The organism is Arthrobacter sp. B0316-1-20 (genome assembly GCF_059091865.1).
Map to the genome: position 1 here is coordinate 90,512 of NZ_JBNHHC010000010.1, position 23,490 is coordinate 114,001.

The 23,490-nt window shown below is 66.8% G+C and carries 26 protein-coding genes; 14 read left to right on the forward strand and 12 right to left on the reverse strand.

The window, feature by feature from the left end:
• Nucleotides 1–24: 24 nt before the first annotated feature.
• On the forward strand, nt 25–747 hold the full coding sequence (locus AC5RW2_RS17730) for a DUF4261 domain-containing protein (protein WP_493962713.1): 723 nt from the start codon (nt 25–27) through the stop codon (nt 745–747).
• Between the two features lie 40 nt (nt 748–787).
• On the opposite strand, the gene AC5RW2_RS17735 is transcribed toward AC5RW2_RS17730, so the two are convergent.
• Entirely contained in the window at nt 788–1,336 is a 549-nt protein-coding gene (locus AC5RW2_RS17735; RefSeq protein WP_493962712.1) for a CGNR zinc finger domain-containing protein, read from the reverse strand.
• A 104-nt stretch (nt 1,337–1,440) separates the two neighbouring features.
• Here AC5RW2_RS17735 and AC5RW2_RS17740 point away from each other — a divergent pair, with 104 nt between their 5' ends.
• Nucleotides 1,441–2,433: an EamA family transporter gene (locus tag AC5RW2_RS17740; RefSeq protein ID WP_493962711.1), complete on the forward strand. Its 993-nt coding sequence runs from the start codon at nt 1,441–1,443 to the stop codon at nt 2,431–2,433.
• 73 nt (nt 2,434–2,506) lie between these two features.
• Here the strand turns inward: AC5RW2_RS17740 and AC5RW2_RS17745 are convergent, their stop codons facing one another.
• A complete protein-coding gene (locus AC5RW2_RS17745) occupies nt 2,507–5,257 on the reverse strand; it encodes a PEP/pyruvate-binding domain-containing protein (protein WP_493962710.1) in 2,751 nt (916 codons plus the stop codon).
• Nucleotides 5,258–5,353: 96 nt separating this feature from the next.
• A complete protein-coding gene (locus tag AC5RW2_RS17750) occupies nt 5,354–6,031 on the reverse strand; it encodes an NADPH-dependent F420 reductase (protein WP_493962709.1) in 678 nt (225 codons plus the stop codon).
• A 217-nt stretch (nt 6,032–6,248) separates the two neighbouring features.
• Here AC5RW2_RS17750 and AC5RW2_RS17755 point away from each other — a divergent pair, with 217 nt between their 5' ends.
• Together AC5RW2_RS17755 and AC5RW2_RS17760 are read left to right on the forward strand one after the other, a co-directional pair.
• Nucleotides 6,249–6,965 carry a ZIP family metal transporter gene (locus AC5RW2_RS17755; protein WP_493951516.1) on the forward strand — a complete coding sequence of 239 codons (717 nt, stop codon included), beginning with the start codon at nt 6,249–6,251 and terminating at the stop codon, nt 6,963–6,965.
• 85 nt (nt 6,966–7,050) lie between these two features.
• The gene (locus AC5RW2_RS17760; protein WP_493951515.1) at nt 7,051–7,326 is read left to right on the forward strand and encodes a DUF2277 domain-containing protein; all 276 of its coding nucleotides are present in this window, start codon (nt 7,051–7,053) and stop codon (nt 7,324–7,326) included.
• A gap of 17 nt (nt 7,327–7,343) precedes the next feature.
• On the opposite strand, the gene AC5RW2_RS17765 is transcribed toward AC5RW2_RS17760, so the two are convergent.
• The 4 genes from AC5RW2_RS17765 to AC5RW2_RS17780 form a co-directional block, all read right to left on the reverse strand.
• On the reverse strand, nt 7,344–9,779 hold the full coding sequence (locus AC5RW2_RS17765) for a heavy metal translocating P-type ATPase (protein WP_493962708.1): 2,436 nt from the start codon (nt 9,777–9,779) through the stop codon (nt 7,344–7,346).
• A gap of 108 nt (nt 9,780–9,887) precedes the next feature.
• Nucleotides 9,888–10,112, reverse strand: a complete 225-nt coding sequence (locus tag AC5RW2_RS17770) for a heavy-metal-associated domain-containing protein (protein WP_493942603.1) — start codon at nt 10,110–10,112, stop codon at nt 9,888–9,890.
• A 39-nt stretch (nt 10,113–10,151) separates the two neighbouring features.
• Nucleotides 10,152–10,508: a metal-sensitive transcriptional regulator gene (locus tag AC5RW2_RS17775; RefSeq protein WP_493951512.1), complete on the reverse strand. Its 357-nt coding sequence runs from the start codon at nt 10,506–10,508 to the stop codon at nt 10,152–10,154.
• A 198-nt stretch (nt 10,509–10,706) separates the two neighbouring features.
• The gene (locus tag AC5RW2_RS17780) at nt 10,707–12,212 is read right to left on the reverse strand and encodes an MFS transporter (protein WP_493962707.1); all 1,506 of its coding nucleotides are present in this window, start codon (nt 12,210–12,212) and stop codon (nt 10,707–10,709) included.
• Nucleotides 12,213–12,325: 113 nt separating this feature from the next.
• Here AC5RW2_RS17780 and AC5RW2_RS17785 point away from each other — a divergent pair, with 113 nt between their 5' ends.
• Both AC5RW2_RS17785 and AC5RW2_RS17790 read left to right on the forward strand, forming a co-directional pair.
• Complete coding sequence (locus AC5RW2_RS17785; protein WP_493962706.1) at nt 12,326–12,865, forward strand: TetR/AcrR family transcriptional regulator; 540 nt, start codon at nt 12,326–12,328, stop codon at nt 12,863–12,865.
• An 88-nt stretch (nt 12,866–12,953) separates the two neighbouring features.
• Nucleotides 12,954–13,409 (forward strand): DUF4190 domain-containing protein, encoded by a 456-nt coding sequence (locus AC5RW2_RS17790; protein WP_493962705.1) that lies wholly within the window; start codon nt 12,954–12,956, stop codon nt 13,407–13,409.
• A gap of 119 nt (nt 13,410–13,528) precedes the next feature.
• Here AC5RW2_RS17790 and AC5RW2_RS17795 read toward each other — a convergent pair whose 3' ends face one another.
• Nucleotides 13,529–14,200: a sugar nucleotide-binding protein gene (locus AC5RW2_RS17795; RefSeq protein WP_494074333.1), complete on the reverse strand. Its 672-nt coding sequence runs from the start codon at nt 14,198–14,200 to the stop codon at nt 13,529–13,531.
• Nucleotides 14,201–14,790: 590 nt separating this feature from the next.
• Here AC5RW2_RS17795 and AC5RW2_RS17800 point away from each other — a divergent pair.
• From AC5RW2_RS17800 to AC5RW2_RS17815, 4 genes are all read left to right on the forward strand, one after another.
• Nucleotides 14,791–15,567 (forward strand): hypothetical protein, encoded by a 777-nt coding sequence (locus AC5RW2_RS17800; protein ID WP_493962703.1) that lies wholly within the window; start codon nt 14,791–14,793, stop codon nt 15,565–15,567.
• Nucleotides 15,568–15,788: 221 nt separating this feature from the next.
• Nucleotides 15,789–16,301 (forward strand): class F sortase, encoded by a 513-nt coding sequence (locus AC5RW2_RS17805; protein WP_493962702.1) that lies wholly within the window; start codon nt 15,789–15,791, stop codon nt 16,299–16,301.
• A gap of 70 nt (nt 16,302–16,371) precedes the next feature.
• Nucleotides 16,372–16,539, forward strand: a complete 168-nt coding sequence (locus AC5RW2_RS17810) for a hypothetical protein (RefSeq protein WP_493962701.1) — start codon at nt 16,372–16,374, stop codon at nt 16,537–16,539.
• 265 nt (nt 16,540–16,804) lie between these two features.
• Nucleotides 16,805–18,106 carry an MFS transporter gene (locus tag AC5RW2_RS17815; protein ID WP_493962809.1) on the forward strand — a complete coding sequence of 434 codons (1,302 nt, stop codon included), beginning with the start codon at nt 16,805–16,807 and terminating at the stop codon, nt 18,104–18,106.
• A gap of 86 nt (nt 18,107–18,192) precedes the next feature.
• Here the strand turns inward: AC5RW2_RS17815 and trxB are convergent, their stop codons facing one another.
• Together trxB and AC5RW2_RS17825 are read right to left on the reverse strand one after the other, a co-directional pair.
• Complete coding sequence (gene trxB, locus AC5RW2_RS17820; RefSeq protein WP_493962700.1) at nt 18,193–19,170, reverse strand: thioredoxin-disulfide reductase; 978 nt, start codon at nt 19,168–19,170, stop codon at nt 18,193–18,195.
• 28 nt (nt 19,171–19,198) lie between these two features.
• Complete coding sequence (locus tag AC5RW2_RS17825) at nt 19,199–19,639, reverse strand: arsenate-mycothiol transferase ArsC (RefSeq protein ID WP_493962699.1); 441 nt, start codon at nt 19,637–19,639, stop codon at nt 19,199–19,201.
• 112 nt (nt 19,640–19,751) lie between these two features.
• Between AC5RW2_RS17825 and AC5RW2_RS17830 the strand changes: the two genes are divergently transcribed.
• Nucleotides 19,752–20,174 (forward strand): arsenate-mycothiol transferase ArsC, encoded by a 423-nt coding sequence (locus AC5RW2_RS17830; RefSeq protein WP_493962698.1) that lies wholly within the window; start codon nt 19,752–19,754, stop codon nt 20,172–20,174.
• A 59-nt stretch (nt 20,175–20,233) separates the two neighbouring features.
• Here AC5RW2_RS17830 and AC5RW2_RS17835 read toward each other — a convergent pair whose 3' ends face one another.
• A complete protein-coding gene (locus AC5RW2_RS17835) occupies nt 20,234–20,689 on the reverse strand; it encodes a VOC family protein (RefSeq protein ID WP_493962697.1) in 456 nt (151 codons plus the stop codon).
• Between the two features lie 211 nt (nt 20,690–20,900).
• Between AC5RW2_RS17835 and AC5RW2_RS17840 the strand changes: the two genes are divergently transcribed.
• From AC5RW2_RS17840 to AC5RW2_RS17850, 3 genes are all read left to right on the forward strand, one after another.
• Nucleotides 20,901–21,104, forward strand: coding sequence for a hypothetical protein (locus AC5RW2_RS17840; RefSeq protein ID WP_493962696.1), 204 nt, complete (start codon nt 20,901–20,903; stop codon nt 21,102–21,104).
• 130 nt (nt 21,105–21,234) lie between these two features.
• Nucleotides 21,235–21,657, forward strand: coding sequence for a universal stress protein (locus AC5RW2_RS17845; RefSeq protein ID WP_493962695.1), 423 nt, complete (start codon nt 21,235–21,237; stop codon nt 21,655–21,657).
• A gap of 65 nt (nt 21,658–21,722) precedes the next feature.
• Nucleotides 21,723–22,889 (forward strand): aminotransferase class I/II-fold pyridoxal phosphate-dependent enzyme, encoded by a 1,167-nt coding sequence (locus AC5RW2_RS17850; protein ID WP_493962808.1) that lies wholly within the window; start codon nt 21,723–21,725, stop codon nt 22,887–22,889.
• A 27-nt stretch (nt 22,890–22,916) separates the two neighbouring features.
• On the opposite strand, the gene AC5RW2_RS17855 is transcribed toward AC5RW2_RS17850, so the two are convergent.
• The gene (locus AC5RW2_RS17855; protein ID WP_493962694.1) at nt 22,917–23,408 is read right to left on the reverse strand and encodes a pyrimidine dimer DNA glycosylase/endonuclease V; all 492 of its coding nucleotides are present in this window, start codon (nt 23,406–23,408) and stop codon (nt 22,917–22,919) included.
• Nucleotides 23,409–23,490: the final 82 nt, after the last annotated feature.

A 23,490-nucleotide genomic window follows, 5' to 3' on the forward strand; every position in this document is an offset into this window, starting at 1 on the left:
TTCAGCGATGAGCTCCGGAACCGATTGGCGGCCGCATTTCCCTGCGCCACCTTTTCCGACGGCGTGGCCCTGCTGCCGCACGCGGAGCATTCCTTCGACATCAACGGTTCCGCCGGGGTGCAGACCGTCCACCTGAGCACCGGCGTCGCTGTTCCCAGCGTGCAGATGTCCTCCGCTGAAGCGCTGGAGGCCACCCCTACCGACCAAAGCTGGTCCTGGCCGGATGCCGAGCAGGAGGTGCCCGGCTGCAGCCATCGAATCCTGGTCACGGAAGTGCTGGCCAGCGGTTTCGAACCCAAGCCGCGCGTCGAGTCCTTCCAGCGGGTGTTGCACCTGCTCGCCGGAGCGACCGGCCCGGCGGCCATCCGCTGGCTGCACAACTCCCACTGGCGCGATCCGGGCGAACTGGAGGCCGCCCATCCGCTGGCAGGCCCGGTGAACATGCGGTTCTTCCTGGTCAGCAACGACGAAGGCGCCATGGTGGTGGACAGTCTGGGCATGTACCAGCTGGGCTTGCCGGACGTGCAGGTGCATTTCCGGGACGTAGACCCGAACGTACTGGTGGAACTGGCCTTCAACGTGGCGGCGTACCTCTACGAGCGCGGGCCGGTGATCCAGTCCAAGGCCCAGCTGAACGGCCCCGCCGGCATGCAGTTCACCGCCACCTGGGAAGATTCGCTGCTGCCGCCGCTGCGCACGGTCCTCGATTTGGACCCGGGCACGCCGTACTCAGCCGGCAACCGGTAGCCGTTGCCTCGGTGGGCACGCCAGCCGGCAGGCCAAGCGGTCAGCCGACGGCGGCCGATTTCCGGGCCCGGTAGGCAGCCACGTGCGTGCGGTTGGCGCAGTTACCGGTATCGCAGAATCGCTTCGACCGGTTTTTCGACAGGTCCACGAGTACCGCCGAGCAGTCCTCCGCGGCGCAGGTCCGCAGCCGGTCCAGCTGCTTCTCGCGGATCACGTCCACCAGTGCCATGGCAACCTCCACCGCAATCCGCACGTCCAGCGGCGCGGACGGGCTGGTGGCGTGCAGGTGGTAGTCCCACTGGTCGTGTTTGACCAGCTGCGGGATGGCACCGGCGTCGGCCAGAATCTTATTCACCATGACGACGGCGCGGTCCTCCGGTGCGGTCCAAACCTCCTTGAGGAGGACGCGCAGCGCTTGAACCGCTTGAAGTTCCTCCTCGGAATGCGTGCGTGACCCGGTGAGGCCGAAGTCGTCTACTAGCGCGTCCAGATCCGCTACGGTGGCCAGGCTGTCCGGATGCACTTCGGCCGTGTTGACCAGCCGTGCCGCGTCCACCAGCGAATGCTCTGTGTCATGAGCAAACACCATCTTGACTCCTGAACATTGGCGGTATTATTGTCAGGAGTATACCTCTAATGACTCCTGACAGGCTCACTCTGTGCCAGGAGCGAACCACATCTCTAAGGACCACCATGGCTTCTACCGTCGCTGAGCAGCGCAACCAGACAGCCCCGCCGCGCCCCGGATCAGCCTTGGCCGGCGTCGGCATCGCGTTGGCTTCCTCGGCGGTGTTCGGGCTCTCCGGATCCTTTGCCAAGTCCCTTCTGGAATCCGGCTGGACGCCCGGGTCTGCCGTGGCGGTACGCATGGTGGCCGCGGCGCTGGTGTTGTCCCTGCCCGCCGCGTTCATGCTGCGCGGCCGGTGGCACCAGTTGCGGCAGAACTGGAAGACCATTGTGCTCTTCGGGTTGATCGGGGTGGCCGGCTGCCAGTTGTTCTACTTCAACGCCGTGGCCACCCTGTCCGTGGGCGTCGCGCTGCTGCTGGAGTTCCTGGCCCCGGTGCTGATTGTCCTCTGGCTCTGGATGACCAGCCGCCGGATGCCCCGGCCGGCGACCATCGCCGGTACCGTCCTGGCCGTGGCCGGGCTCATGCTGGTCCTCGACGTCTTCGGGCCGGTGAAGCTGGATCCGGCCGGTGTGCTGTGGGGGCTCGGCGCGGCAGTGTGCCTGGTGGTCTACTTCTTCATCACCGCCAAGCAGAACGATTCGCTTCCCCCGCTGGTGCTGGCCGCCGGCGGCCTGCTGGTGGGCGGTGCCGCCATCGTGGTCCTAGGTGCGGTGCAGATCTTGCCGATGGCCTTCAGCACGGCGGACGTGCAACTGGCCGGCTGGAATACCCAGTGGTGGGTACCGCTGGCCGGGCTGGTGCTGCTGTCCACGGTGCTGTCCTATGTCACCGGCATTATGGCCGCGCGGGCCCTCGGTTCCAAGGTGGCATCCTTCGTCTCGCTGACCGAAGTGTTGTTCGCCGTCATCTGGGCCTGGCTGCTGCTGGGCGAGCTCCCCGCCGTCATCCAGCTGCTCGGCGGCGCCCTGATCGTCGGCGGTGTGGTGCTGGTCCGGTCCGACGAACTGCGCGGCCCGAAGGTGCGCAGACGCCGTCAGCCTCGGCCCGTCGCGTAGGCCGGGACCGGTTGCACTTGTCCGAGGGACATAGCGGCAGCAGCCGACGAAGCAAGCGCGCCGACGCGTCAGGTTATGCTTCCACGACGATTGTCCCCGCGGCGCCGTCGACGGAGAGGGTGTCACCGGTTCTGATTCGTACGGTTGCATCGGGGACTCCCACAACGGCGGGGATTCCATATTCGCGGGCAACGACGGCTCCGTGCGAAATGGGACCGCCCATCTCCATCACCAGCGCCCCGGCGGTCATGAACAGGGGTGTCCATCCCGGGTCGGTCGACGGGGCAACGAGGATTTCACCCGGTTCCAGCTGTGCACTGACCGGGTCCAGGATGACTCTGGCTTTGCCTGTCACCGTCCCGGCGGAGGCCGGCGCCCCGACCAAGGTTCCCGGTTGCAGCTGGCCGTCCGCGGGCGATGCCGCGCGGGCTTGCGCAGCCATGGCTGCTTCGACGTCCGTGCCGTCGGAAAGCAGCAGCCGGGGGATGTGTCGGCGCCGCATTTCGCGATGATAGTCTCGGCGGCGTTCGGCGATCAGTCCACGGAGGTCCGCGCCGCGCAGGCCCACCCGGGCTTCAGTGAAGTCGAGGAAGAAGATGTCGTCGGGCGCAGAGATTCGGCCGGCAGCGGCGAGTTCCTCGCCCACCAGCCGAAGCTGCCGGCGGAGGGCGGCGAGGGCGGCGATGAGTCGGAACTTGGGGGACTCGCGCATGCCGGCGGTGGCGCGTGCGCGTCGTAGGCTGTGGGCCACGATTCTTCCGCGCAGTCCGGACTTGCCGCGGACCCGTGCGGCCAGCTCGGCTGCTTTGGCTTCGGCCGTTTTTGCGGCTCGCGTGAATAGTCGGTCCGGCGCGAGCTCCGGGTCCGTCAGCTTCAAATAGTTGGCCAGGACGTTGATGATGTGGGACGGGTCCTCGGACCATCGAGGGATGCCGAGGTCAATCTCGGCCACGGAACGGTGGCCATAGGTGGCCAGGAAAGCGCGCAGCTCGCCCTGGCAGACGGCGGGCAACGCCCCCTCAAGGTAGCGGCGGGCCAGTAGCTGGGGGTCTTCCTCCGTGAGCGCGCGGACTGACTCGGGGTCCTCGCGGATCACACTGGCGGTGCGCCAGAGGCGCAGATCCATCTCCGTGGTCACATTGTGCGGTAAGCCGCGCAGTACTGTCTGCAGGTCGCCGGGCTGCGCCAGCCGGCCCAGCGCCAAACGGGCCACGGCCAGCCAGATGTACCCGGCCGCGGGCGGCGGCAATTCGCGGATCAGGACGGAGGTGACGTCTTTGGCGAGGACGCGCTCAGCGAAGTCCAGCCGTCGGGCACTGGAGGCTGGCTCCTGCAACACCAGCATCCGTTCGAACTCCTTGCGCGATTCCCCGGCCCGTTCCATCGCTGCGGCGGGATTGGCCATCGCTCGCAGGACCTGGGGCAGCAGGCGCAGTTGCGGGAAGGTGCGGAAGGTCGTTTTCAGCGACGCCAAACGGGACTCCTCGATGAGTGAGAACCGGGGATCGGCCGCCAGGTGCCTCAACACGTCCACGGACCGGGCATCAGCCGCTTTCATCAAGCGCAGTATGCCGCTGCGGCCGCCCTTGCTGCGCAAGAGCGGGGTGACGTCTAGATAAATGCGCATTCCGATGTGGGCAAACCGGTAGGCTGCCTCGCCATCGCTGGCCCGCGCTTCCCGGCTGCTACCCGCCATCACATCGACGGCCGCCATACCCATGGGTGTCAGCGGACGGGTCAGCCCTTGCAGCAGGCTGGCGCACAGATAGGCGCGGGCACCGTCGTCGGGGCCGTATGGCTCGGGCAGCGGGTACAGCGTGGTGATCGGGCGGGACTGCACCACCCACTTTTTGCCATCCGAGTCGATGGCCCACTCCAGATCCTGCGGCTCGCCGTAGTGCTCCTCCACGCGGGTGCCCAGCCTGGCCAGTGCGTGAACCTGTTCGTCAGTCAGGCATGCCTGCTGCTGGCCGTCCTGCAGCTGCAGGCGCCGGGTTCCGCCGCCGGGTGTGGAGCGGATTTCGATGCGTTTGTCCCCCAGCTTGCGCTCAAGGATCTCACCGGTGGCGGCATCGACCCTGAACTGGTCCGGGTTCACCGCCCCGCTGACCAGCACCTCGCCGAGTCCGGGCGCCGCATTGACCACGGTCTCCTGGCGGCGGCCGGTCAGCGGGTTGGCCGTAAACATCACCCCGGACACGGCGGCATCGACCATTTTCTGAACAACCACAGCGATGCCGACCGAGTGCTGGGCAATCCCGTGATCTGCGCGGTAGGCCACGGCCCGCTCGGTCCAGAGGGAGACCCAGCATCGGCGGACCGCGGCCAGGAGTGCGTCCGGGCCGACGACGTTGAGGTAGGAGTCCAATTGGCCGGCGAAGCTGGCTTCCGGGAGGTCCTCCGCCGTGGAGGAGGAACGCACAGCCACCGGGACGTCCGCACCCAGACGGGCGTACGCGGCAAGGATCGCTTCCGTGATGCCCTCGGGGAGGGGAGTAGCTTCGAGCCTGGTGCGTATCTGCTGCGCGAGTCCCGCCAGGTCTGGGTCCCCTGTGTCGGAGGCTGTCGCTTCGGCCGCTGCATCCAGCCTGCCGGAAGACGCTTGCAGATTCTCGATCAACGAATCCAGTCCGGCCGCGCTCGCAGCCTGCCGGTACGCTGCGGTCGGGACGCAAAAGCCATCCGGGATGGGGAACCCTGCCGCCAGGAGCACACCGAGGTTGGCAGCCTTGCCCCCCACGTCCGGCAGCATGTCCGCATCCGTACAGGCCAGATCGATGACGGTGCTGACGGGGTGCCGTGTGGGCTGCTCTGTGCTATCCATAATTGACCCGATCACCAGACGGGCGAAGATGATGCATGCGACTCTAAGGCCAGCCCCGGCAAGAATTCAACAGGCAGCGCAGGGCAGAACCAAGGGTCAGCGGATGATCTTGAAGTTGAATGCGGGCGTACCGAGCACGCTCATCAGGCGGATCCAGACCGGCAGGAGCATCTCGACACCACGGGCGGTGCTGATGTCGCCGAGGTCGATGACGTCCTGGTGACCGAAGTCCTTCAGGAGCCCGGTGACCGTGGTCTTGGCGCCGGCGTCATTGCCGGAAACGAAGACCGTGCCGGCCTCGGGGAGCTTGGTCGGATAGGCCTGAAGGTCGGCGGTCAGGGTGTTGAGCGCCTTCACCACGCGCGCCGTGGGGAAGGCCCGCTGGATCTGCTCACCGAGGGAATCAGTGTCCTTGACGAAGAGGGTCGGAGGCGTCCCGTGGCTGAAGTCCAAGGGATTGGCGATGTCGAGTAGGACTTTGCCGTCGAGGTTTTCGGCCCCGGCCTCGGTCAAGGCGTCGAGGGACGCACCGCCGCTGGTTGCGTTGACAATGAGCTCGGCACCGGCCGCGGCGTCGGCGAAACGGGCGACATGGACGCCCGGGTTGTCGGCTGCCCAAGCGGAGAAAGGCGGGGTACCCATGGCATCGGTCGCGGTCCGGGACAGCGTGGCGTCAGGATCGCGCGTTCCGATGGCGACGGTGTGGCCGAGTTCGGCAAGTCGTGCGGCGATGGTCCGGCCGACCCTGCCGGTTCCGAGGACTGCTGCTTTCATGATGTTCTCCCCCACTTCGGTTCGGGGCGCCCCGGTCGAATCTGGACGCACTACTTACTGTGCTCTTCCCACAGGGGCCAGACCAGCCCGATCGAGAAAGCCGGGTTCGGCACAGTGGCGAGCCCCGCCGTCGTAGTTCCACTCTTGCCATCCCCACGGCGGTTCCGGGATGATGCCTAGGCGCGGTGCTTTAGCGCCTGAGCCGAAAGGGACGCCGATGCTGCAGGCATTGGGCTGGGGCCTGCTTGCTGGCTCCTCCTACTTTCTGGGCGGATTGCTTGCCCTGCGGTGGCGGGTCAACAGCGTGCTGCTCGGTGTCCTGACGGGATTCGGTGCCGGCGCCCTGTTGTCGGCCGTCGCCTACAAGCTGATCGACGAGGCCGGCAAGCTGGCTGGCGGGAGCGGGTTCGTCGGAGCGGGGCTGCTCGGCGGGGCGGTGGCGACGTCCTGGGTAGTGACCGGGGCGAGCCGGGGCGTGCGGCTGTCCTCGCCGCCTCTGCACGAGCCCCGCTTCCTGGTGATCGGGCTGTCCGTGGTCGCCGAATCCATTGTCATTGCCGGCGGCCTAGTCAGCGGTTACGGGCTCAGTGCCGCCGTACTGGCCGCGGTCTTCCTCTGCGGCGTTCCTGAGGCAATGGCCGACACCGGCCCGCTGCGCACCTACGGTCTGACCTCCCGCCACGTGATGTCCGCCTGGCTAACCATGACGTTGCTGTGCGGCGTATCCGTGGCCGCGTTTACGCTGCTGCTCGGGGTTGTTCCGCCCGAAGCGGTTGCCTTCGTGCTCGCCTTTGCCGGCGGCGGCGTCCTGACGAACGTGACGGTCCGCATGGTGCCGGAGGGGATCCGGGACGCCGGGGCAGCCACCGGCATCGCCATCTCTGTAGGTTTCGGCCTGTCGTTCACCCTCGTGGAGATCCTCGGCAAGCACTGAGCCCGCCGTCTGGAGGGGCTGGTGCGATGCCGCGGCGGGGGAGCAGACTGGAACCAGCCAGCAGCTACGACCCCGGAGGCCCGACATGTGCCGGAATATCCGTCAGCTCCACAATTTCGAACCCGCAGCGACGAATGCCGAAATCGAGGCCGCGGCGCTGCAGTACGTGCGCAAGGTCAGCGGCAGCAACAAGCCGTCGAAGGCCAACGAGGAAGCGTTCAACCAGGCGGTGCACGACATCGCGCACATCACCGCGCACCTGCTCGACGACCTGGTGACGGCGGCACCGCCGAAGAACCGCGAGGAAGAAGCAGCCAAGGCCCGTGCCCGCGCCGCCGAGCGCTACGGCACAGCCGTCTAGGTCCGCCGCCCGGCCGTTTACCGGCCGAAGCGGCGCAGCCGCAGCGAATTGGCCACCACCAGCACCGAACTGGCGGCCATTGCGGCGCCGGCGATCATCGGGTTGAGCAGGCCGAAGGCCGCCACCGGAATGCCCAGCGTGTTGTAGGCGAAGGCCCAGAACAGGTTGGACTTGATGGTGGAGAGCGTCTGGCGGCTCAACTCGATGGACTGCACCACCTGGATGAGGTCGCTGCCCATCACGGTTAGGTCCGCGGCCTCGATGGCCACATCGGTCCCGGCGCCCATGGCGATGCCCAGGTCGGCCTGGGCCAGCGCGGCGGCGTCGTTGACGCCGTCGCCCACCATGGCCACGGTCTTGCCTTGCTCCTGCAGCCGCTTGATCGCGGCCACCTTTTCTTCGGGCAGCACATCGGCGAAGACGTCCTGGGGCGCGATGCCGACTTCAGCCGCCACTTCCGCGGCGACGGCGGCGTTGTCACCGGTGAGCAGGATGGGGTGCAGACCCAGCTCCTTGAACCGAGCAATCGCCGTGGCGGAGTTTTCCTTGACGGTGTCCTGCAGGTTGACGATGCCGACGACCGCTCCATCGACGGCGACCCACACGGCGGTGGACCCGGCCTGCTGCTGCTCCAGCAGGACGCGGCGGTGGCCGTTGGAGAGGGCAATGCCGTTCTCGTCCATCCAGTTGTTGCGTCCGACCACCACCGTGCTGGTGCGGCCGTCTGCTTCCGTGATGGTGCCGCGGACCCCGCCGCCGGCCGTGCTGTGGAAGTCCGACAGAGCCGGCAGGGCAGCAGGCTCTTGGCCGAGGGACGCAGCCGAGGCACCCGCCGGAGTGGCCAGCCGCGCCGCTGTTTCCCGGGCCGCCTCCACGATGGCCAGCGCAATCGGGTGTTCGGAGCCCGCCTCGACGGCGCCGGCCAGCAGCAGGACGTCGTCTTCGCTGCGCTCCCCCAGGGCCACCACGCCCTCGACGGCCTGCTGGCCGGTGGTTACCGTGCCCGTCTTGTCCAGCACGATCGTATCCACGTGCCGCGTGTCCTCAAGGATCTGCGGGCCCTTGATCAGGATGCCCAGCTGCGAAGCCCGGCCGGTGCCGGTGAGCAGGGCGGTGGGGGTGGCCAGTCCCAACGCGCACGGGCAGGCAATGACCAGCACCGTCACGGCTGCGGTAAACGCCGCTTGGAGGTCGCCGGTGAGGACCATCCAGAGGATGAAAGTGACGACGGCGATGACCAGCACCACCGGGACAAAGACAGAACTGATCCGGTCGGCCAGCCGGGCAATCGGAGCCTTGCCGGCCTGCGCCTGGCTGACCAGCCGGCCCATTTGCGCCAGCGTGGTGTCCGAGCCGACCCGGGTGGCGCGAACCAGCAGGCGGCCGGACGTGTTGATGGTGGCGCCGGTGACGGCGTCGTCCACGTCCACTTCAACCGGCACGGATTCACCGGTGAGCAGCGACGTGTCGACGGCGGAGTGGCCGTCCACCACATAGCCGTCGGTGGGGATCTTTTCGCCCGGCCGGACCACCATGATGTCGCCCGGGACCAGGTCGGCGGCCGGGACCTTGGCCTCGACGTCGTTACGCAGGACGGTGGCTTCCTTGGCGCCCAGGTCCAGCAGCGACTTCAGCGCGTCGCCAGCCCTCCGTTTGGCATTGGCTTCCAGATACCGCCCCAGCAGCAGGAAGGTGACCACGACGACGGCGACCTCAAAGTACAGTGCGTGCTCGGACATGCTGCCGCCCACATGTTCGGTCAGCATCGGATCCATGACCAGCTGCCAGGCGGAGAAGAAGAACGCGGCCAGCACGCCGAGGGACACCAGTGTGTCCATGGTGGAGGCGAAATGCCGGGCGTTGACCGCGGCGGCGCGGTGGAACGGCCAGGCTGCCCAGAACACCACCGGGATGCTGAGCGCGAACGCCACCCAGCCCCAGTGCGGGAACTGCGCGCCCGGGATCATCGAAATGATGAAGACCGGGATGGTCAGGATGGCGGCCGTCCAGAGGCGCGGCCGGAGCTGGTCGGCGGTACCGCCGTGCGCCATGTGGTCCTCATGGTCGGCGTGATCGCCGTGGTCGGCGGTGTCGCTGTCCCCGCCGGCTTCGCCATGAGCGGCGTGTTCGTGCCCGCCATGGTCCGCCGCGTCAGGTCCGGTGTGCGCTTTGCCGGTGGAAACGCCGGCATGCGGTTGCTGCTTCACCCGCGCCTTGTAGCCGGTGGCGTTGACCGTATCCAGCAGTTGCTGGTCGGTGACACCGTGCGGGACGTTGACCACCGCGGATTCCAGCGGCAGGTTCACGCTCGCCTCGACTCCCTCGATCTTGCCGAGTTTGCGCTCCACGCGCTTCACGCACGAGGCACAGGTCATGCCTTCGATCGCCAGTTCTACGGTCCTGGCTGGAGCCGGGTCGACGGCAGAGTCCTGGGTAGTGGGATGGGAGGCCATCGGTGGTCATCTCGATTCTCGGTGGGCGGCCCGCGGGCCGCTGCGGAAGATCAGGGGTGGGTCGAAAAGGCGGGCGGACAACGGCGGGAGGCACCGCCGTCGTGCGCGCTAAGCGTTGTTGGCGACGACGGTGTACCCGGCTTCGGCGACTGCTTCGCCGATCTGTGCCGGATCAAGTTGCGCTGTGGAGCTGACGGTGGCGACGGAAATCCCGCCCTTGTTCAGGCGGATACTGACGTTCTGGACGCCGTCGAGGGCCTTGAGTTCCTCAGTGACTGCGTCCACGCAGTGGCCGCAGGTCATGCCGTCGATGCTGATGGTGGTGGTGCTCATGAAAAGTCTCCTCGGGATGGGGGTGGGCGGAGGGCGGCGTCAGCGCAGGAGCCGGCCGATGGCGTCCGAGGCTTCCTTGACCTTGTCCTGAACGATCTGGGGATCGCCACTCAGTTCGGATTCCTTGGCCGCGCCGACCACACAGTGCGCGATATGGTCTTCGAGCAGTCCAACGCTCACCGCATGCAGGGCCTTGTTGACTGCGGCCACCTGCGTGAGGATGTCGATGCAGTACTTGTCCTCTTCCACCATGCGGGCGATGCCACGGACCTGGCCTTCAACGCGCTTCAGCCGGCGCAGGTAGGCGTCCTTGTCCGAGGTGTAGGCGTGACCGATGTGCTCGTCGACAGGAGTGCCGGCAAGCTCGGTGTCGATTGGCAGGGCTGCGTGGCTCATGACTTCCTCGTTCCGTTTGACTACACCATCTAGTATACCCCCTAGGGGTATCGTGCAAGGGCTTGTGGCGGATGTCATCTTTGGGATGCCGGAAGGGGTGCGCATAACGACGGCGGGGCGGCCTTCGGGTGGTTGGCGTGCGCCGGCGGGCAGGGGCGCGCGATGGCCTGCCCGGCGAGGGTGCCGAGCAGCCCCTCGTTACTGGTGCTGCGGCGCTCGCAGCATCCGGAAGGCCAGCCACGCGGACGCCAGCATCAGTGCGGCGGCCAGTCCCGCGGTGACGGTGACCCCGCTGTCGAAGGCGTGCACCGCGGAGTCCAGCAAGGCGGCGGCGGTGCGTTCCGGCAGTTGATCCGCGACGGTGATGGCGCCGCCCAGGGTCTCGCCCGCGGCGTGCTGCTGTTCGGCGCTCAGTCCGGAAGGCAGGTCGATGTTCTGCCGGTAGGCGCCGACCAGGATGCTGCCGAGCACGGCGGTGCCGAAGACCGAACCGACCTCGTAGGCAGTCTCCGACACAGCGGAGGCCGCGCCGGCCTTGGCAGCCGGGACGCTGGAGAGGATCAGGTCGTTCGACAGTGTTTCGGAAGCGCCGACGCCGGCGCCGAGCAGCCCGAACGCGGCCATTAAGGTCAAGGCCGACGCGTCCGGGGTGGAGGCCGCCAGCCAGTACGCCGCTGCGGACAGTAGCAGGGCCACGGAAACCACTAGGTGCGGGGCAATCCGGCGCACCAGCGGCACCGCGAGCAGTCCGGCGGCGATGGTCACCAACAGGCCGGGCAGCAGTACCAAACCGGCCTGCAGCGGACCGAGTCCGAGGACCAGCTGGAGGTGCTGGGAGACGAAGTACAGGAAGCCCACAAGGGAGAAAACGGCCAGAAGGTTGACCAGCACTGCGCCGGTGAACGGGCGGTAGCGGAACAGTCGGACGTCCAGCATGGGATTCGGGCGGTGCAGCTGGCGGCGGACAAACAGCCAGCCCGCCAGGATGCCGACGGCGGCGGCCGCGGCGATGGTGGCCGTGTCGCCACCGGAGGCCAGTTGCTTGATCGCGTAAACCACCGGAAGCAGTGCGGTGACCGACAGCAGGATGCTGGGCACGTCCACCGGGCCCGGCTCGGGGTCCCGCGACTCCGGCACAAACAGCGGCGTCAGCACCAGCATCGGGAGCAGCATGGGAACCGCAAGCAGGAACACCGAACCCCACCAGAAGTGCTCCAGCAGCACGCCGCCCAGCAGCGGGCCAAGCGCCGCACCTGCGGAGAAGCCGGCGGCCCAGATGGCCACCGCCAAGCGCCGCTGGGTCCGCTCGACGAAGATATTCCGGATCAGGGATAGCGTGGCCGGCATCAGCATCGCGCCGAAGATGCCCAGCCCGGCACGCGCGGCAACCAGCAGTTCCGTGCTGGGCGAGAAGGCAGCTAAAGCGGAGAGCGCAGCGAAGCCGGCGGCGCCGATGATCAGCATCCGGCGTCGGCCGAACCTGTCGCCCAGACTGCCCATCGCCACCAGCAGGCCGGCGAGCACCAGCGGGTAGATGTCGATGATCCACAAGAGCGTGGTGCCGCTGGTGCTGAAGGCCAGCGAAATGGCCGGCACGGCAAAGCTCAAAACGGTGTTGTCGACGGCGACCAGCAGGACCGGCAGCATCAAGACAGCCAGTGCGGTCCATTCCTTGCGGCCGGCGCGCTGGGTGACGGTAAGCATGAAGGATCTCTCAGAAAGGTTTTGGGTGATTCTGCTACTGTACCGTCTGGACGGTTTACTAGCAAAGCAGTGGCTTCGGTCCGGGGCGGAGGGCTGCGTCCTAGGATGGAGGGATGGCCAGTGCGAAAGACCGGATCCTCGACAACTTCGAGGACATCCTGATCAAAGAGGGCGAGCGAGCCGCCACCATGGATGCCGTCGCGGCGGCCGCCGGAGTGTCCAAAGGCGGGTTGCTCTACCACTTCCCCTCCAAGGAGGCGATGGTTGAGGGTCTATGTGACCGGCTCGCGGAGCTGACAACCGCGGACGCGGAGCGGATCAGCAGTGCACCGGAAGGCGCGGCCCGCTACTACGTGCGCACCTCCAATTACGTTGACTCGCCCTTGGACCGGGCGATAGTTGCCGTGGCCCGGCTGGTCCAGCAGGGCCACCCAGCTGCCGCCCGGACCTTCGCGCGGATCCAGGAGCTCTGGCTGGATACCCTGGAGGTGGCGTTGGGCAGCCGGCCGGTGGCGCAGGCGGTGAAGCTGATCGGCGACGGCCTGTACTACAGTGCGACGTTCTTTTCGCCGGATGCGCAGCAGAAACAAATGGCCGACGGCGAGATGGAAGCCTTGCTCGAACAAGTCGACGCGTTGGTGGGCCGGAGCTGACTTTCGCTCTACGGTTTGGGCTTCGCCGGTTTCGTGCGAAAGGATGAACCGTATAATCACGCACCGCACCGCACGATGAGAGGAAATTATGTCCACCCCTAACGGCCCCGGGGAGTACCCCGAACCCACTACGTCCGGACTGCCGCAGGCACCGCAGGCCAGCTACCCGGCCTACCCGCAACAGGGTCCAGGCCAGCAGCCGTATCCGCAGCAGAACGCCCCGTACGGCTACCCGGGGCAGCCCGTCCCCGGACAGCCGGTGCCCGGCAAGACCATGGGAATCGTCGGCTTCGTCCTGTCGCTGCTTGGTCCGCTGACCGTGGCCGGTCTGATTGTCAGCATCATCGGCATGGTGCAATCCAAGCGGGCCAACGCCAAGAATGGCTTCGCTCTGGCCGGCATCATCATTGGCGCGGTGGGGACTGTGCTGCTGATCCTGTTCACCATCATCACGATCGCGGGGGTCGCCTACATGATGGAGGTCTGTGGCGACCTCGGACCAGGCACCCACTTCGTGGATGGCGTCACCTACACCTGCAGCTGACCTCCTCAGCCCCATAACCAAGAGCCGGTGCGATCCCTAGGGGACCGCGCCGGCTCTTGGTTTCGGGTCAGGCGTGGCCCTCGCTTCGTTGGCCAGTCCGCCCACAAAGGCGCGTGGCGTTAGGAGCCGGCGTTCCCTCCGCCAGGTTTGGGGGGTGTCCGCTTGTCCCTGGTGGCAATAACGTGGTCGTACCCGGCTTCAAACGTTGGGTACTGCAAAGTTCCAAGCAACGAGAGGAGCAGCGCGCCGCTGAGGACGGTCCCGCTGGCCACCTCGGGCTCAATCCGCGGGGGTCGTTGGAGTCCCAACCGGTGCGCGATGTACGTGACGACCTCGCCCAGACTGGCGGGAGCCTGGTCGACGGCGTGCAGGATGGATGGCGGATTCTCCGCCAACAGCATTGTTTGCAGGGTGCGGACCAGGTCGGTCTCATGGATGCGGTTCGTACGCTTCGCGTACTGGACCGGGGCGCCCTCGATGACTTTCCTCAGCAGCATCTCCCGCCCAGGCCCGTAAATCCCAACGGGTCTGACGATATGCGCGTCGAAGAGCTCCGATGCAAGAAGTTCCCCGTCACGAAGCGTCCTGGCCCGGGGAGTCACCGGGGCGGGTGAATCCGTTTCCGTCAGCGGCCGCTCGTCCGTTCTGCCTTCGAAGACCCGGGTGGAGGAGACGAAGACAACTCGTTGCGGCTTGGCCGGCAGTGCTGTGGCGAGGTTCCTGAGTGCGGCGAAGTAACCCTCCGATCCATCCGGAGCCTCTTGAATATCGGGAGTGAGAGTGACCAGCATTGCGTCCACTTTCGGCAATTCACGCTGGACCGGTTCCCGGAGGTCAACAGGCAGGGCGGAAAAAGCGGCAGGAAGGGCTGCCGTGGAGCGGCGGAGCGCGAATACCTCCGCCCCGGCATGTGCCAGGCGCTTGCCTAGGCGCGTGCCGACCTTACCGCAACCGGCGAGCAGGATCCGCCCAGGTGCTTCTTGCGCTGTTCCGTCTTGGTCGGGCATGTTCGGCAATCCAGGCTCCTCCGCTCGCGGCATTCGAAGGACCCAATGGTTCCTTCAGCTCATCTAGGAGTATTCCCTCGCGCACCACAGCGGTTCAACCTGCATGAAGGTCCAGCTCTTGAACCAGATGAGGCGGGTCCGCCTCCAACGCGGCCTCGTGGAACCGCTCGTCGACGAGTACCAGCGGACAGCGCGATGCAGCTGCGGCCCACTTGGGCGAGCAGGCAACGTGGCGCGGGAGGGGGCCTCCCTTTTCGGGCCGGGAGTAGGCAATTCCTCCTCAAAAAGCCTTTTCAAGATTGCTGGCGGTGCAATAGGGTGTCACGCACGGTATACACCGTAAGTAACCTTATCATTTCTGAGAGGCCAACATCATGAAGCCGCAGACTCTTCTCATTGCCCCTGCTGTCGCGTTAGGCGCGATGGCTCTCGCGGCCGGGCCGGCTGCAGCCCAGGACGGCGTGTGGCAGGCCAACCTTGCACCTGCCAACAACAGCGGAACCGCCGGACAAGCCATGATTGAGATACATGGGCAGCAGGCAACGGTCAGCATGAACGTCTCGGGCGCCGCGGAAATCTGGATGAACGCGCCGTTCCCGCATGGCCAGCACATTCACATCGGCGGCCAAGGGGTTTGCCCAGGCCCGGCCGCAGACACCAGCGGCGACGGCGTTGTCAGTTCGCCCGAGGGCGAGCCTTTTGCCGGTGCCGTCAGTACCTCGCTGACCGTCCAGGGGGACACCAGCCCGGCTTCAATGGTGGCAACCGACCGCTTCCCCGCCGGCGGCGCCTACACCTATGAACGGACCTTGACCCTGGATGCGGCAACAATACAGGCGATCCAGGCCGGAACCGCCACGGTGGAAGTCCACGGCGTAGACCCGAACAAGCTCCCTGCCGCTGCCCAGAATGAAATGAGTTTTGAAGCCCCGGGGTTGCCGCTGGCCGCCACACTCCCAGCAGCTTGTGGAACTCTGGTTGCTTCCCAGATAGCCGGGCCGATGCCTGGCCAAGCCCCTGACACGGGCATCGTCGAAACCCCTGCGCAAACAGGTGAAAACGCAATACCCCTCGTCGCAGGTCTGGGAGTTCTGCTGGCCGCGGGCACAGCGGCGGCCGCCGTCCGCCGGCGTTCTGCTTCCAAGGATTGATTGGCGTGAGGAGGTCCAGGACAGGGGTGCCCTTTTTCGCCGGGCTTGCCCTTGTCCTGGCCCTGAATGCGGCCTGCGCTGCCCCCACCGGTATAGGGGCGCCCGCGCCCACTGCGCCGTCGAGCACCGCCGTCGAGCAGGCTCCGGGCCCGCGCCAAGGACCCGAACCGGCGCACAGCCCGGAACAGGCTGACCATCGCACAACCACACCCAAAACACCCGTGGCCGCTACCGGCGACAGTTCACCCGTTTTGAAGAAGGCCAGACCTTCAGCTTTGAGCATTCCCCGGATTGGTCTTCGCAGCGACATTATGGGTCTGGCCCAGCGGGAGGATCACACCTTGGAGGTGCCGCCGGGTGAGGCGGGCTCCCCGGCAGGGTGGTACGTCAATTCGCCGACACCGGGGGAAAGGGGGCCGTCAATCCTGCTTGGGCATGTCAACGCTCTGGGCGGCGGCCCGGGCGTTTTCGCCAGGCTGCATGAACTGGTCCCCGGAAACGAGGTCAGGATAGAGCGTGAGGACGGGACGACCGCTGTCTTCCGGCTGACGGCCGTCAAACGCTATGCGAAAGACAGCTTCCCTGCCCTGCAGGTGTATGGGAATACCAAGCGGGCAGAGATCCGGCTCATCACCTGCGATGGGTATAACGGGCAGAACGGCAGGTTCGACGACAACCTTGTTGTCTACGGAAAACTCGCCGTTGACGCCGCCGGTGCCGGGGAGAAGGGGTGACGCACGAACCGGCATCGGGAATTTCGCCAGCCAAGCTACGAGACATCATGCGGGCAGCAAGGAGCCAACAGTGACAGACAACCCCCAGCCCCCTGAAGAAAGCATCGACAGCGATGACATCAAGGACATCCAGCAGGATGAGGGACTGACACCGGCAGATCGGATGGACCTCATCAGCAACGCCATTGACGAGGACGAGGCCTCGGATGTGATAGACGACGAATCCGGAAACAGCTAGAGGCGCACGGGAACCGCGGTTCCCGTGGTCATTCCGACGGCGGTAGCGGTGTCCGCGCGGCTAGGTTCTCAGTAGACTGGGACGCATGGCCGAGCAGGAACCGGAAGGGTCCGAGGCTGCTCCGGTTGACGGAAGCGGAGCAGGTCTGCACGCGGACGCGGCTGTTGCGAACGCACCGGAAGCGGGTGACCAAGGCTCGAGTCTGGCCGATCCGCAAGCAGTCGACACTAGCTTGCGCAGCCCTGCGCAGCGGTACCGCACGTTCATGGGGATCCTGGTGAATACGGCGTTGGCCAACATCACCACCAGTTACTTGTGGTTCGCCCTGACGTTTTGGGTATACCTGCAGACGCGCAACGTAATCGCCACCGGGGTGATCGGCGGGGCGTACATGCTGTTGATAGCCCTTTCGAGCATCAGCTTCGGCACCTTCGTGGACCGTTACCGCAAGCTGGCAGTGATGCGCTTCGCCGCCGGATTCACGCTGGTGATGTTCCTGCTGGCCGGGGTCATGTTCCTGCTGACCCCCGAGCCCTCGCTGGTGGACCTAACCCAGCCGTGGTTCTGGATCTTCTCCCTGATCATCCTGACCGGCGCAGTGGTGGAGAACATGCGCAACATCGCCCTCTCCACCACGGTCACCATTTTGATCGAGCCGGACCGGCGGGCCAATGCCAACGGCCTGGTGGGCATGGTGCAGGGACTGATGTTCATCGTCACCTCGGTGCTCTCAGGCCTCTCGGTGGGGCTGCTGGGCATGGGCGGCACGATCACCGTCGCGCTGGTGCTCACGGTGCTGGCCTTCGCGCACCTGCTCACGCTGCGCATGCCCGAGGAGGTGCGCGCGGCCGCCACCGACGCGCACGGCGGATTCGACCTGCGCGGCTCGCTCGCCGCCGTGCTGGCCATCACCGGCCTGTTCGCGCTGATCGTTTTCTCCACGTTCAACAACTTCATCGGCGGCGTTTACATGGCGCTGATGGATCCCTACGGCCTGGAGCTGTTTCCCGTGGAGCTGTGGGGAGCGTACTTCGCGCTCGGTGCCACCGGGTTCATTGTGGGCGGGTGGCTGATCAGCAAGTTCGGGCTGGGGCGCAACCCGCTGCGCACCATGCTCATCGCGGTGATCATTATGGGTGCCCTCGGCGCGGTGTTCACGCTGCGGGAGTGGGCCTGGCTGTACATCGCCGGGATCTGGCTGTATCTGGTCCTGGTGCCTTTCGTGGAGGCCGCCGAACAGACGATCATCCAGCAGGTGGTGCCGCTGCCCCGGCAGGGGCGGGTGTTCGGTTTCGCCATGGCGTTTGAGTCGGCGGCAGCGCCGATCACCGCTTTCCTGATCGCGCCGATCGCGCAGGTGTGGATCATCCCGTATGCGCGGTCGGCTGAAGGTGCCGCCCAGTTGGCGCCGCTGCTGGGTGAGGGCACCTCCCGCGGCATCGCCCTGGTGTTCTTGGCGGCCGGGCTCATCATGATTGTGGCCGCGCTGCTGGCGTTCCTGACCCCGGTGTACCGCCGGATCTCGGCGACCTACACGCGGTCGGCAGAGGTGCCGGAGACGTCGTAGACCATGCATGCCTCACGGGGCTGGGTCGACGGCAGGCCGAAGATCGCCGGGCAGGCCGCGGCGAATGGAAGACCTGCCGCAGAGCACTAACCGTGCGTTTCGTCTTCCACTAGGGCGGTGGCGATGCTGTCCGAATCCTCGAGTGCGGCCAGATACCGTTCGGCGTCCAGCGCGGCGGAGCAGCCGGTGCCAGCGGCGGTGATGGCCTGCCGGTAGCGGTGGTCCACCGCATCGCCGCAGGCAAAAACGCCGCGGATGTTGGTGACGGTGGTGGGCGAGTCCACCTTGATGTAGCCGGCGTCATCCAGCTCCACCTGCCCCTTGACCAGTTCGGTGCGCGGCAAGTGCCCGATCGCCACAAACAGGCCCCCAGCCGGCAGGTCGCGGGTGGCACCGGATACGGTATCGGCCAGCGTGACGCCGGTGACCTTGGTGTCGCCGTGGATCGCGGCGATGGTGCTGTTCCACTCGAAGCGGATCTTGGGGTTGTCTTTGGCGCGCTGGGCCATGATCTTGGAGGCGCGGAGCGTGTCCCGCCGGACGACGACGGTGACCGACTTTCCGAAGCGCGTCAGGAAAAGCGCTTCCTCCATCGCCGAATCGCCGCCGCCGACCACGATGATGTCCTGCTCGCGGAAGAAGAAGCCGTCGCAGGTGGCGCACCATGACACCCCGTGGCCGCTCAGGCGTTTCTCGTCCGGAAGCCTGAGTTCCTTGTAGGCCGAGCCGGTGGCCAGGATGACCGCCGGCGCCTGGTACTCATCGCCGCCCATGGTGACCACGCTCTTAAGGTGGCCTGAGAGCTCAACGGAGGCAACGTCGTCGTACTCCACAGTTGCGCCGAATTTCTCCGCCTGCTTCTGGAGCAGACCCATCAGGTCCGGTCCCTGCACGCCGTCCGGGAAGCCCGGGAAGTTCTCTACCTCCGTGGTGTTCATCAGCGCGCCGCCGGCGGTGACCGAGCCGGCCAGGACCCGCGGCGCCAGGCCGGCCCGTGCGGCGTAGATGGCCGCGGTGTAACCGGCCGGGCCTGAACCGACAATGATGAGCTTCTCGGTGTTCATGCTGCGCTCCTCAGGCATGGGCAGGGTTCTACTGGGTGTCCGGATGCAGGGCCGGCTGTAGCTCGGACATCAATTGCTGCACCCGGTGCTTGATGTCGTCGCGGACCGCGCGGACACCGTCCCGGTCACGGCCGGCAGGGTCGTCCACGTCCCAGTCCTCGTAGCGGCGGCCGGGAATCACCGGGCATTCGCTGCCGGAGCCCAAGGTCACCACCATCTGCGCGCTGTTGATGGACCCGACCGTCACTTCCGCCGGCTGCGCCGCGGACAGGTCGATGCCGTCCTCCGCCATGGCATCAACCACCGCGGCGTCCAAGCTGGCGGCTGGCCGAATTCCGGCCGAGCGGGCGTTGAGCGCGCCGTCGGCGAGTTGGGTCAGATAGGCGGCGGCCATTTGGGAGCGGCCGGCGTCACGTACCCCCACGAACAGGACAGTGGGACGGACGGCGCCCGTGGTTGTGGCGGTCATGGCGGCCCCTCGCGTCGATCGGCTCCGGCCACCGCTGCCGGTGCCGGCTGCTTTCTTCACTGTGCCAGAAGTTCGGGCAGACCCATAGGGTGCGCCAGCGATAATGGCAGGCATGAGGTACAAAGCCGAGAAGCCCAGCGTCCTGTTCGTCTGCTCCAGCAACAGCGGGAAATCGCCGATGGCCGCCGGACTCATGGAAGCGGCCGCGGCCGGCGCGGTGGAAGTAAACTCCTGCGGCACCAAGCCCACCGACGCCGTCAACCCGGAGTCCGCCGCCTCACTGGCGGAACTGAACATCGACATCTCCAGCCAAGTCCCGACGGCGGTGACCGACCAGGCGCAGCAAAGCGCCGACGTCGTGGTCATCCTGGGCAGCAACGCGCAACTGGAGGAACTTCCCGGCACCCGTTACGAGCGGTGGGAGATCGACGAACCGAGCCTGCGCGGGATCCACGGCGAGGAGCGCATGCGCCTGGTCCGCGACCAGATCGCCGCCAAGGTGAGCGCGTTGCATCAGGAACTGACCGGCGGCTAGCCCACGGCGCTTGGCGCGCCGACGGTGCCCGACTGGTCACCCGGTTGGCACCGGCGGAACTAGATGCCGGCGCCGGCGTCTTTGTCGGACGTGTTCTCCTGCACGGTACCCTGCAACGTCTCCGGGGACATGTACATGATCTCCCAGACGTGGCCGTCCGGATCCGCCATGGCGGCCCCGTACATCCCGGGCATCTCCTCTTCCGCCGGCCGGTAGACGGTGCCGCCGCCGGACTGCGCGTTGGCCAGGAACCGGTCCACTTCCTCGTTCGATTCGGCGGTGAGGGCCAGCAAAACTTCCTTGGCATCCGAGCCCAGATGCGGGGTGCCGTTGCGGAGGAACTTGCCGAAGAACTCTTCCGTCAACAGCATCACCGCGATGGTGTCGGAAATAGTCATGTAGGAGGCATCCGGGGAGGAGAAGTCCGGATTTTGCGTGTAGCCCAGGCCCTTGTAGAAGTCGGTGGACTTCTTCAGGTCGCTGACGGGGAGGTTGATGAAAACCATGCGGTCCATGGGTGGTCCTTCTCAAAAGATGGCCGCCGGGTCGGCGGGCGAGTGTTTGCGGACGCTGTCCACCTTGGCATTCCGGCTGGTTTCCGCCAATGGCTATTGGTGAAGGTAGCTGTCAGCGGTGCCGCGCGGTAGCCTCCCGGGGCTGCCGTCCCTTGTCCGCCGCGACCGGCCGACCTACGGTGGAAGTACCGGCGAGCAGAGGATGCGTGAGATGGCGGAATTGCGGATTGAACAGTGGTGGCTGAAGCTGCCGACAGGGCACAAGCAGTGGTTCCGGGAGAACCTGCGCGCCGACGTCGTGGATCCGGATGCGGCCGCGGCGGTCTACGAGGCCGGCGGTCCGGACCTGAAGGATGCAACGCTGCCGGAAGAAGACTGGGAGTTCATCGAGACCCAGTCGGAGTTCGTTGACTGAAAACCACAACCGTTGACTGATCACGACGACGGCGGTTCGCGGCTTCCGGCGGATCGGTCCCGGGGCGGGTAAGTTGGTGTGAAACGGCCCACGTGTGGCCGCTAGACGACGCGCTCGAAGGGGTGGCCCGATGGCCGGAATCATCATCGTAGGAGTAGACGGCAGCGAAACCGCCATGAAGGCGGCGCGCACGGCGGCGCAGCTCGCCGCGTCCATGGGCGCCGAGCTCCGGGTGGTCACTGCCCACGAGTCCGATACGACCGAAGTGGTGGAGATCGGCAACGACAAGTGGTTCATCCACGAGTCGGAAAAGGCCGAAAAGGTAGCCCGGGACGTCGCGACGGAGCTGGGCGCGGAAGGGCTGCGGACCAGTTTCACCGCGGTGCACGGCAAGCCCCAGGACGCGCTGGTGGCAGAGGCCGAACGGGTCAACGCCCGCCTGATCGTGGTCGGCAACGTCGGCATGCAGGGGCTGGGCCGGGTGCTCGGCAGTGTGGCCAGCTCGGTCACGCACAAGGCGGCCTGCGACGTGTACATCGCCAAGACCGCGTAGCTGGCGCCCCCGACGTGAGTGAACTGCAGGTTTCCGGCCGGGCACAGGTTCCGCCGTTTCAGGTGATGAACATCCTGGACCGGGTGGCGCAAATGCGCGCCGCGGGCCGGGACGTGATTTCGCTGTGCGCCGGCGAGCCCTCGGGCGGCGCACCGCACGCCGTGTCGGAGCAGGCTGCCCAAATCCATGCCTCCGGCCAGGCGCTGACCTACACCAGCGCGCTGGGCATCCGCGAGCTGCGGACCGCGATCGCCGGGCACTACCGGCGCTGGTACGGGCTGGACGTGGCGCCGGAGGAAGTGGCCGTGACCACCGGGTCGTCCGGCGGGTTCCTGCTGGCGTTCCTGAGCGCGTTCAACCACGGGGACCGGGTGGCGCTGGCACGGCCCGGCTATCCGGCCTACCGCAACATCCTGCGCGCACTCGGCTGCGAGGTAGTGGAGATCGACTGCGGGCCGGAGGTCCGCTACCAGCCGACACCGGAACTGCTGGACGCCGCGGCTGCCGCCCACGGGCCGTTGGCGGGACTGGTGCTGGCCTCGCCCGCCAACCCCACCGGCACCATGGTGTCGCGCAGCGAACTGGCTGACCTCAGCGCCTGGTGCCTCGATCACAGCGTCCGGCTGGTCAGCGACGAGATCTATCACGGCATCACCTATCCGGCCGACCCCGCGGTACCCGACGCCCGCGGAACCTGCGCCTGGGAACTGGACCGCACCTGCGTCGTTATTTCCTCATTTTCCAAGTACTGGGGCATGACGGGGTGGCGGCTGGGCTGGGCGCTGATGCCGCGCGACCTCGCCCCGGCCATCGAAGCGCTCGCCGGGAATGTGGCGCTCTGCCCGCCGGCGCCGGCCCAGCTGGCGGCGCTCGCGGCCTTCAGCGAGGAATCCTACGAGCAGGCTGATGCTGCGGTGGTTGCCTTCGCCGAAGTCCGCACAGTGCTGCTGCAGAACCTGGAGCGGCTGCAATGGGGGACGGCGGCACCGGCCGACGGCGCGTTCTATCTCTACGCCGACCTCGGGGACCAGCTACGAGGCTTCGCGGATTCGGCCGATTACTGCCGGGCGCTGCTGGAGGAAGAGGGCGTGGCACTGGTGCCCGGCGCCGATTTCGACGCCGTCAACGGCACCCGCTCCGTCCGACTGTCCTTCGCCGCCGGTGCGGAAGCCGTGGCCGCAGCCGTGGAGCGAATTATCCGGTTCCAGGCGAACCGCGCGCCCACGGGCTGACCGCCGGAAAGTCAGGCAGCCCGAAAGTCAGGCAGCCCGCTCCCAGGCCTCCATGGGGCCGTCGACCAGGGTGAACAGGGGGTGTGGCTCCGGGATATACATCGGATCCGAGGTGATTGGGGGTTCCGTTCCGCCGGTCAAGACCAGGGCGTGTGCCGGATCCCGTATGGCCACCTTGGCCATCAGATGCTCGAATTCGTAGCGGAGCTGTCCCGTGGTGACCGGCAGGGGAGGGGCTAACGTGCCGGGCGCACACCCCGCGACCAACTCGGGTTTCACCCGGATCAGGCCGGAATTGAACGTGTAGCCGCGGATCAGCGCCTCGGCTTCCACACCGCAAAGGTAGGCGCCGACGGCGGCCATCGGGTCCGCGGTGGCACGGAAGCGCTGCAGCTGCGGGTGGTTCCGATAACCCTTGGTCTCCCCGGCGAGCACTTTCTGGGCCAGCAAGGTCTCCCGCCAGCAGGCCACCAGGCCTCTGCCGTCGAGCAACCGGGGGTGCAGGCTCCACATACGCATTGATCCAGAATAGGCACACCCCGGGCTCCCGGGCGGACCCGCGGCGGAGCTGTGAACAGGCCGCGTTTGCGGTGGCCGGGAG

Bases quoted from the DNA above. Each gene is read 5' to 3' on its own strand.
- AC5RW2_RS17735 (WP_493962712.1), bottom strand. From the start codon at position 1,336: ATGGTGTTTGCTCATGACACAGAGCATTCGCTGGTGGACGCGGCACGG.
- AC5RW2_RS17740 (WP_493962711.1), top strand. From the start codon at position 1,441: ATGGCTTCTACCGTCGCTGAGCAGCGCAACCAGACAGCCCCGCCGCGC.
- AC5RW2_RS17745 (WP_493962710.1), bottom strand. From the start codon at position 5,257: ATGGATAGCACAGAGCAGCCCACACGGCACCCCGTCAGCACCGTCATC.
- AC5RW2_RS17750 (WP_493962709.1), bottom strand. From the start codon at position 6,031: ATGAAAGCAGCAGTCCTCGGAACCGGCAGGGTCGGCCGGACCATCGCC.
- AC5RW2_RS17755 (WP_493951516.1), top strand. From the start codon at position 6,249: ATGCTGCAGGCATTGGGCTGGGGCCTGCTTGCTGGCTCCTCCTACTTT.
- AC5RW2_RS17760 (WP_493951515.1), top strand. From the start codon at position 7,051: ATGTGCCGGAATATCCGTCAGCTCCACAATTTCGAACCCGCAGCGACG.
- AC5RW2_RS17765 (WP_493962708.1), bottom strand. From the start codon at position 9,779: ATGGCCTCCCATCCCACTACCCAGGACTCTGCCGTCGACCCGGCTCCA.
- AC5RW2_RS17770 (WP_493942603.1), bottom strand. From the start codon at position 10,112: ATGAGCACCACCACCATCAGCATCGACGGCATGACCTGCGGCCACTGC.
- AC5RW2_RS17775 (WP_493951512.1), bottom strand. From the start codon at position 10,508: ATGAGCCACGCAGCCCTGCCAATCGACACCGAGCTTGCCGGCACTCCT.
- AC5RW2_RS17780 (WP_493962707.1), bottom strand. From the start codon at position 12,212: ATGCTTACCGTCACCCAGCGCGCCGGCCGCAAGGAATGGACCGCACTG.
- AC5RW2_RS17785 (WP_493962706.1), top strand. From the start codon at position 12,326: ATGGCCAGTGCGAAAGACCGGATCCTCGACAACTTCGAGGACATCCTG.
- AC5RW2_RS17790 (WP_493962705.1), top strand. From the start codon at position 12,954: ATGTCCACCCCTAACGGCCCCGGGGAGTACCCCGAACCCACTACGTCC.
- AC5RW2_RS17795 (WP_494074333.1), bottom strand. From the start codon at position 14,200: ATGCTGGTCACTCTCACTCCCGATATTCAAGAGGCTCCGGATGGATCG.
- AC5RW2_RS17800 (WP_493962703.1), top strand. From the start codon at position 14,791: ATGAAGCCGCAGACTCTTCTCATTGCCCCTGCTGTCGCGTTAGGCGCG.
- AC5RW2_RS17815 (WP_493962809.1), top strand. From the start codon at position 16,805: ATGGGGATCCTGGTGAATACGGCGTTGGCCAACATCACCACCAGTTAC.
- trxB (WP_493962700.1), bottom strand. From the start codon at position 19,170: ATGAACACCGAGAAGCTCATCATTGTCGGTTCAGGCCCGGCCGGTTAC.
- AC5RW2_RS17825 (WP_493962699.1), bottom strand. From the start codon at position 19,639: ATGACCGCCACAACCACGGGCGCCGTCCGTCCCACTGTCCTGTTCGTG.
- AC5RW2_RS17830 (WP_493962698.1), top strand. From the start codon at position 19,752: ATGAGGTACAAAGCCGAGAAGCCCAGCGTCCTGTTCGTCTGCTCCAGC.
- AC5RW2_RS17835 (WP_493962697.1), bottom strand. From the start codon at position 20,689: ATGGACCGCATGGTTTTCATCAACCTCCCCGTCAGCGACCTGAAGAAG.
- AC5RW2_RS17840 (WP_493962696.1), top strand. From the start codon at position 20,901: ATGGCGGAATTGCGGATTGAACAGTGGTGGCTGAAGCTGCCGACAGGG.
- AC5RW2_RS17845 (WP_493962695.1), top strand. From the start codon at position 21,235: ATGGCCGGAATCATCATCGTAGGAGTAGACGGCAGCGAAACCGCCATG.
- AC5RW2_RS17850 (WP_493962808.1), top strand. From the start codon at position 21,723: ATGAACATCCTGGACCGGGTGGCGCAAATGCGCGCCGCGGGCCGGGAC.
- AC5RW2_RS17855 (WP_493962694.1), bottom strand. From the start codon at position 23,408: ATGCGTATGTGGAGCCTGCACCCCCGGTTGCTCGACGGCAGAGGCCTG.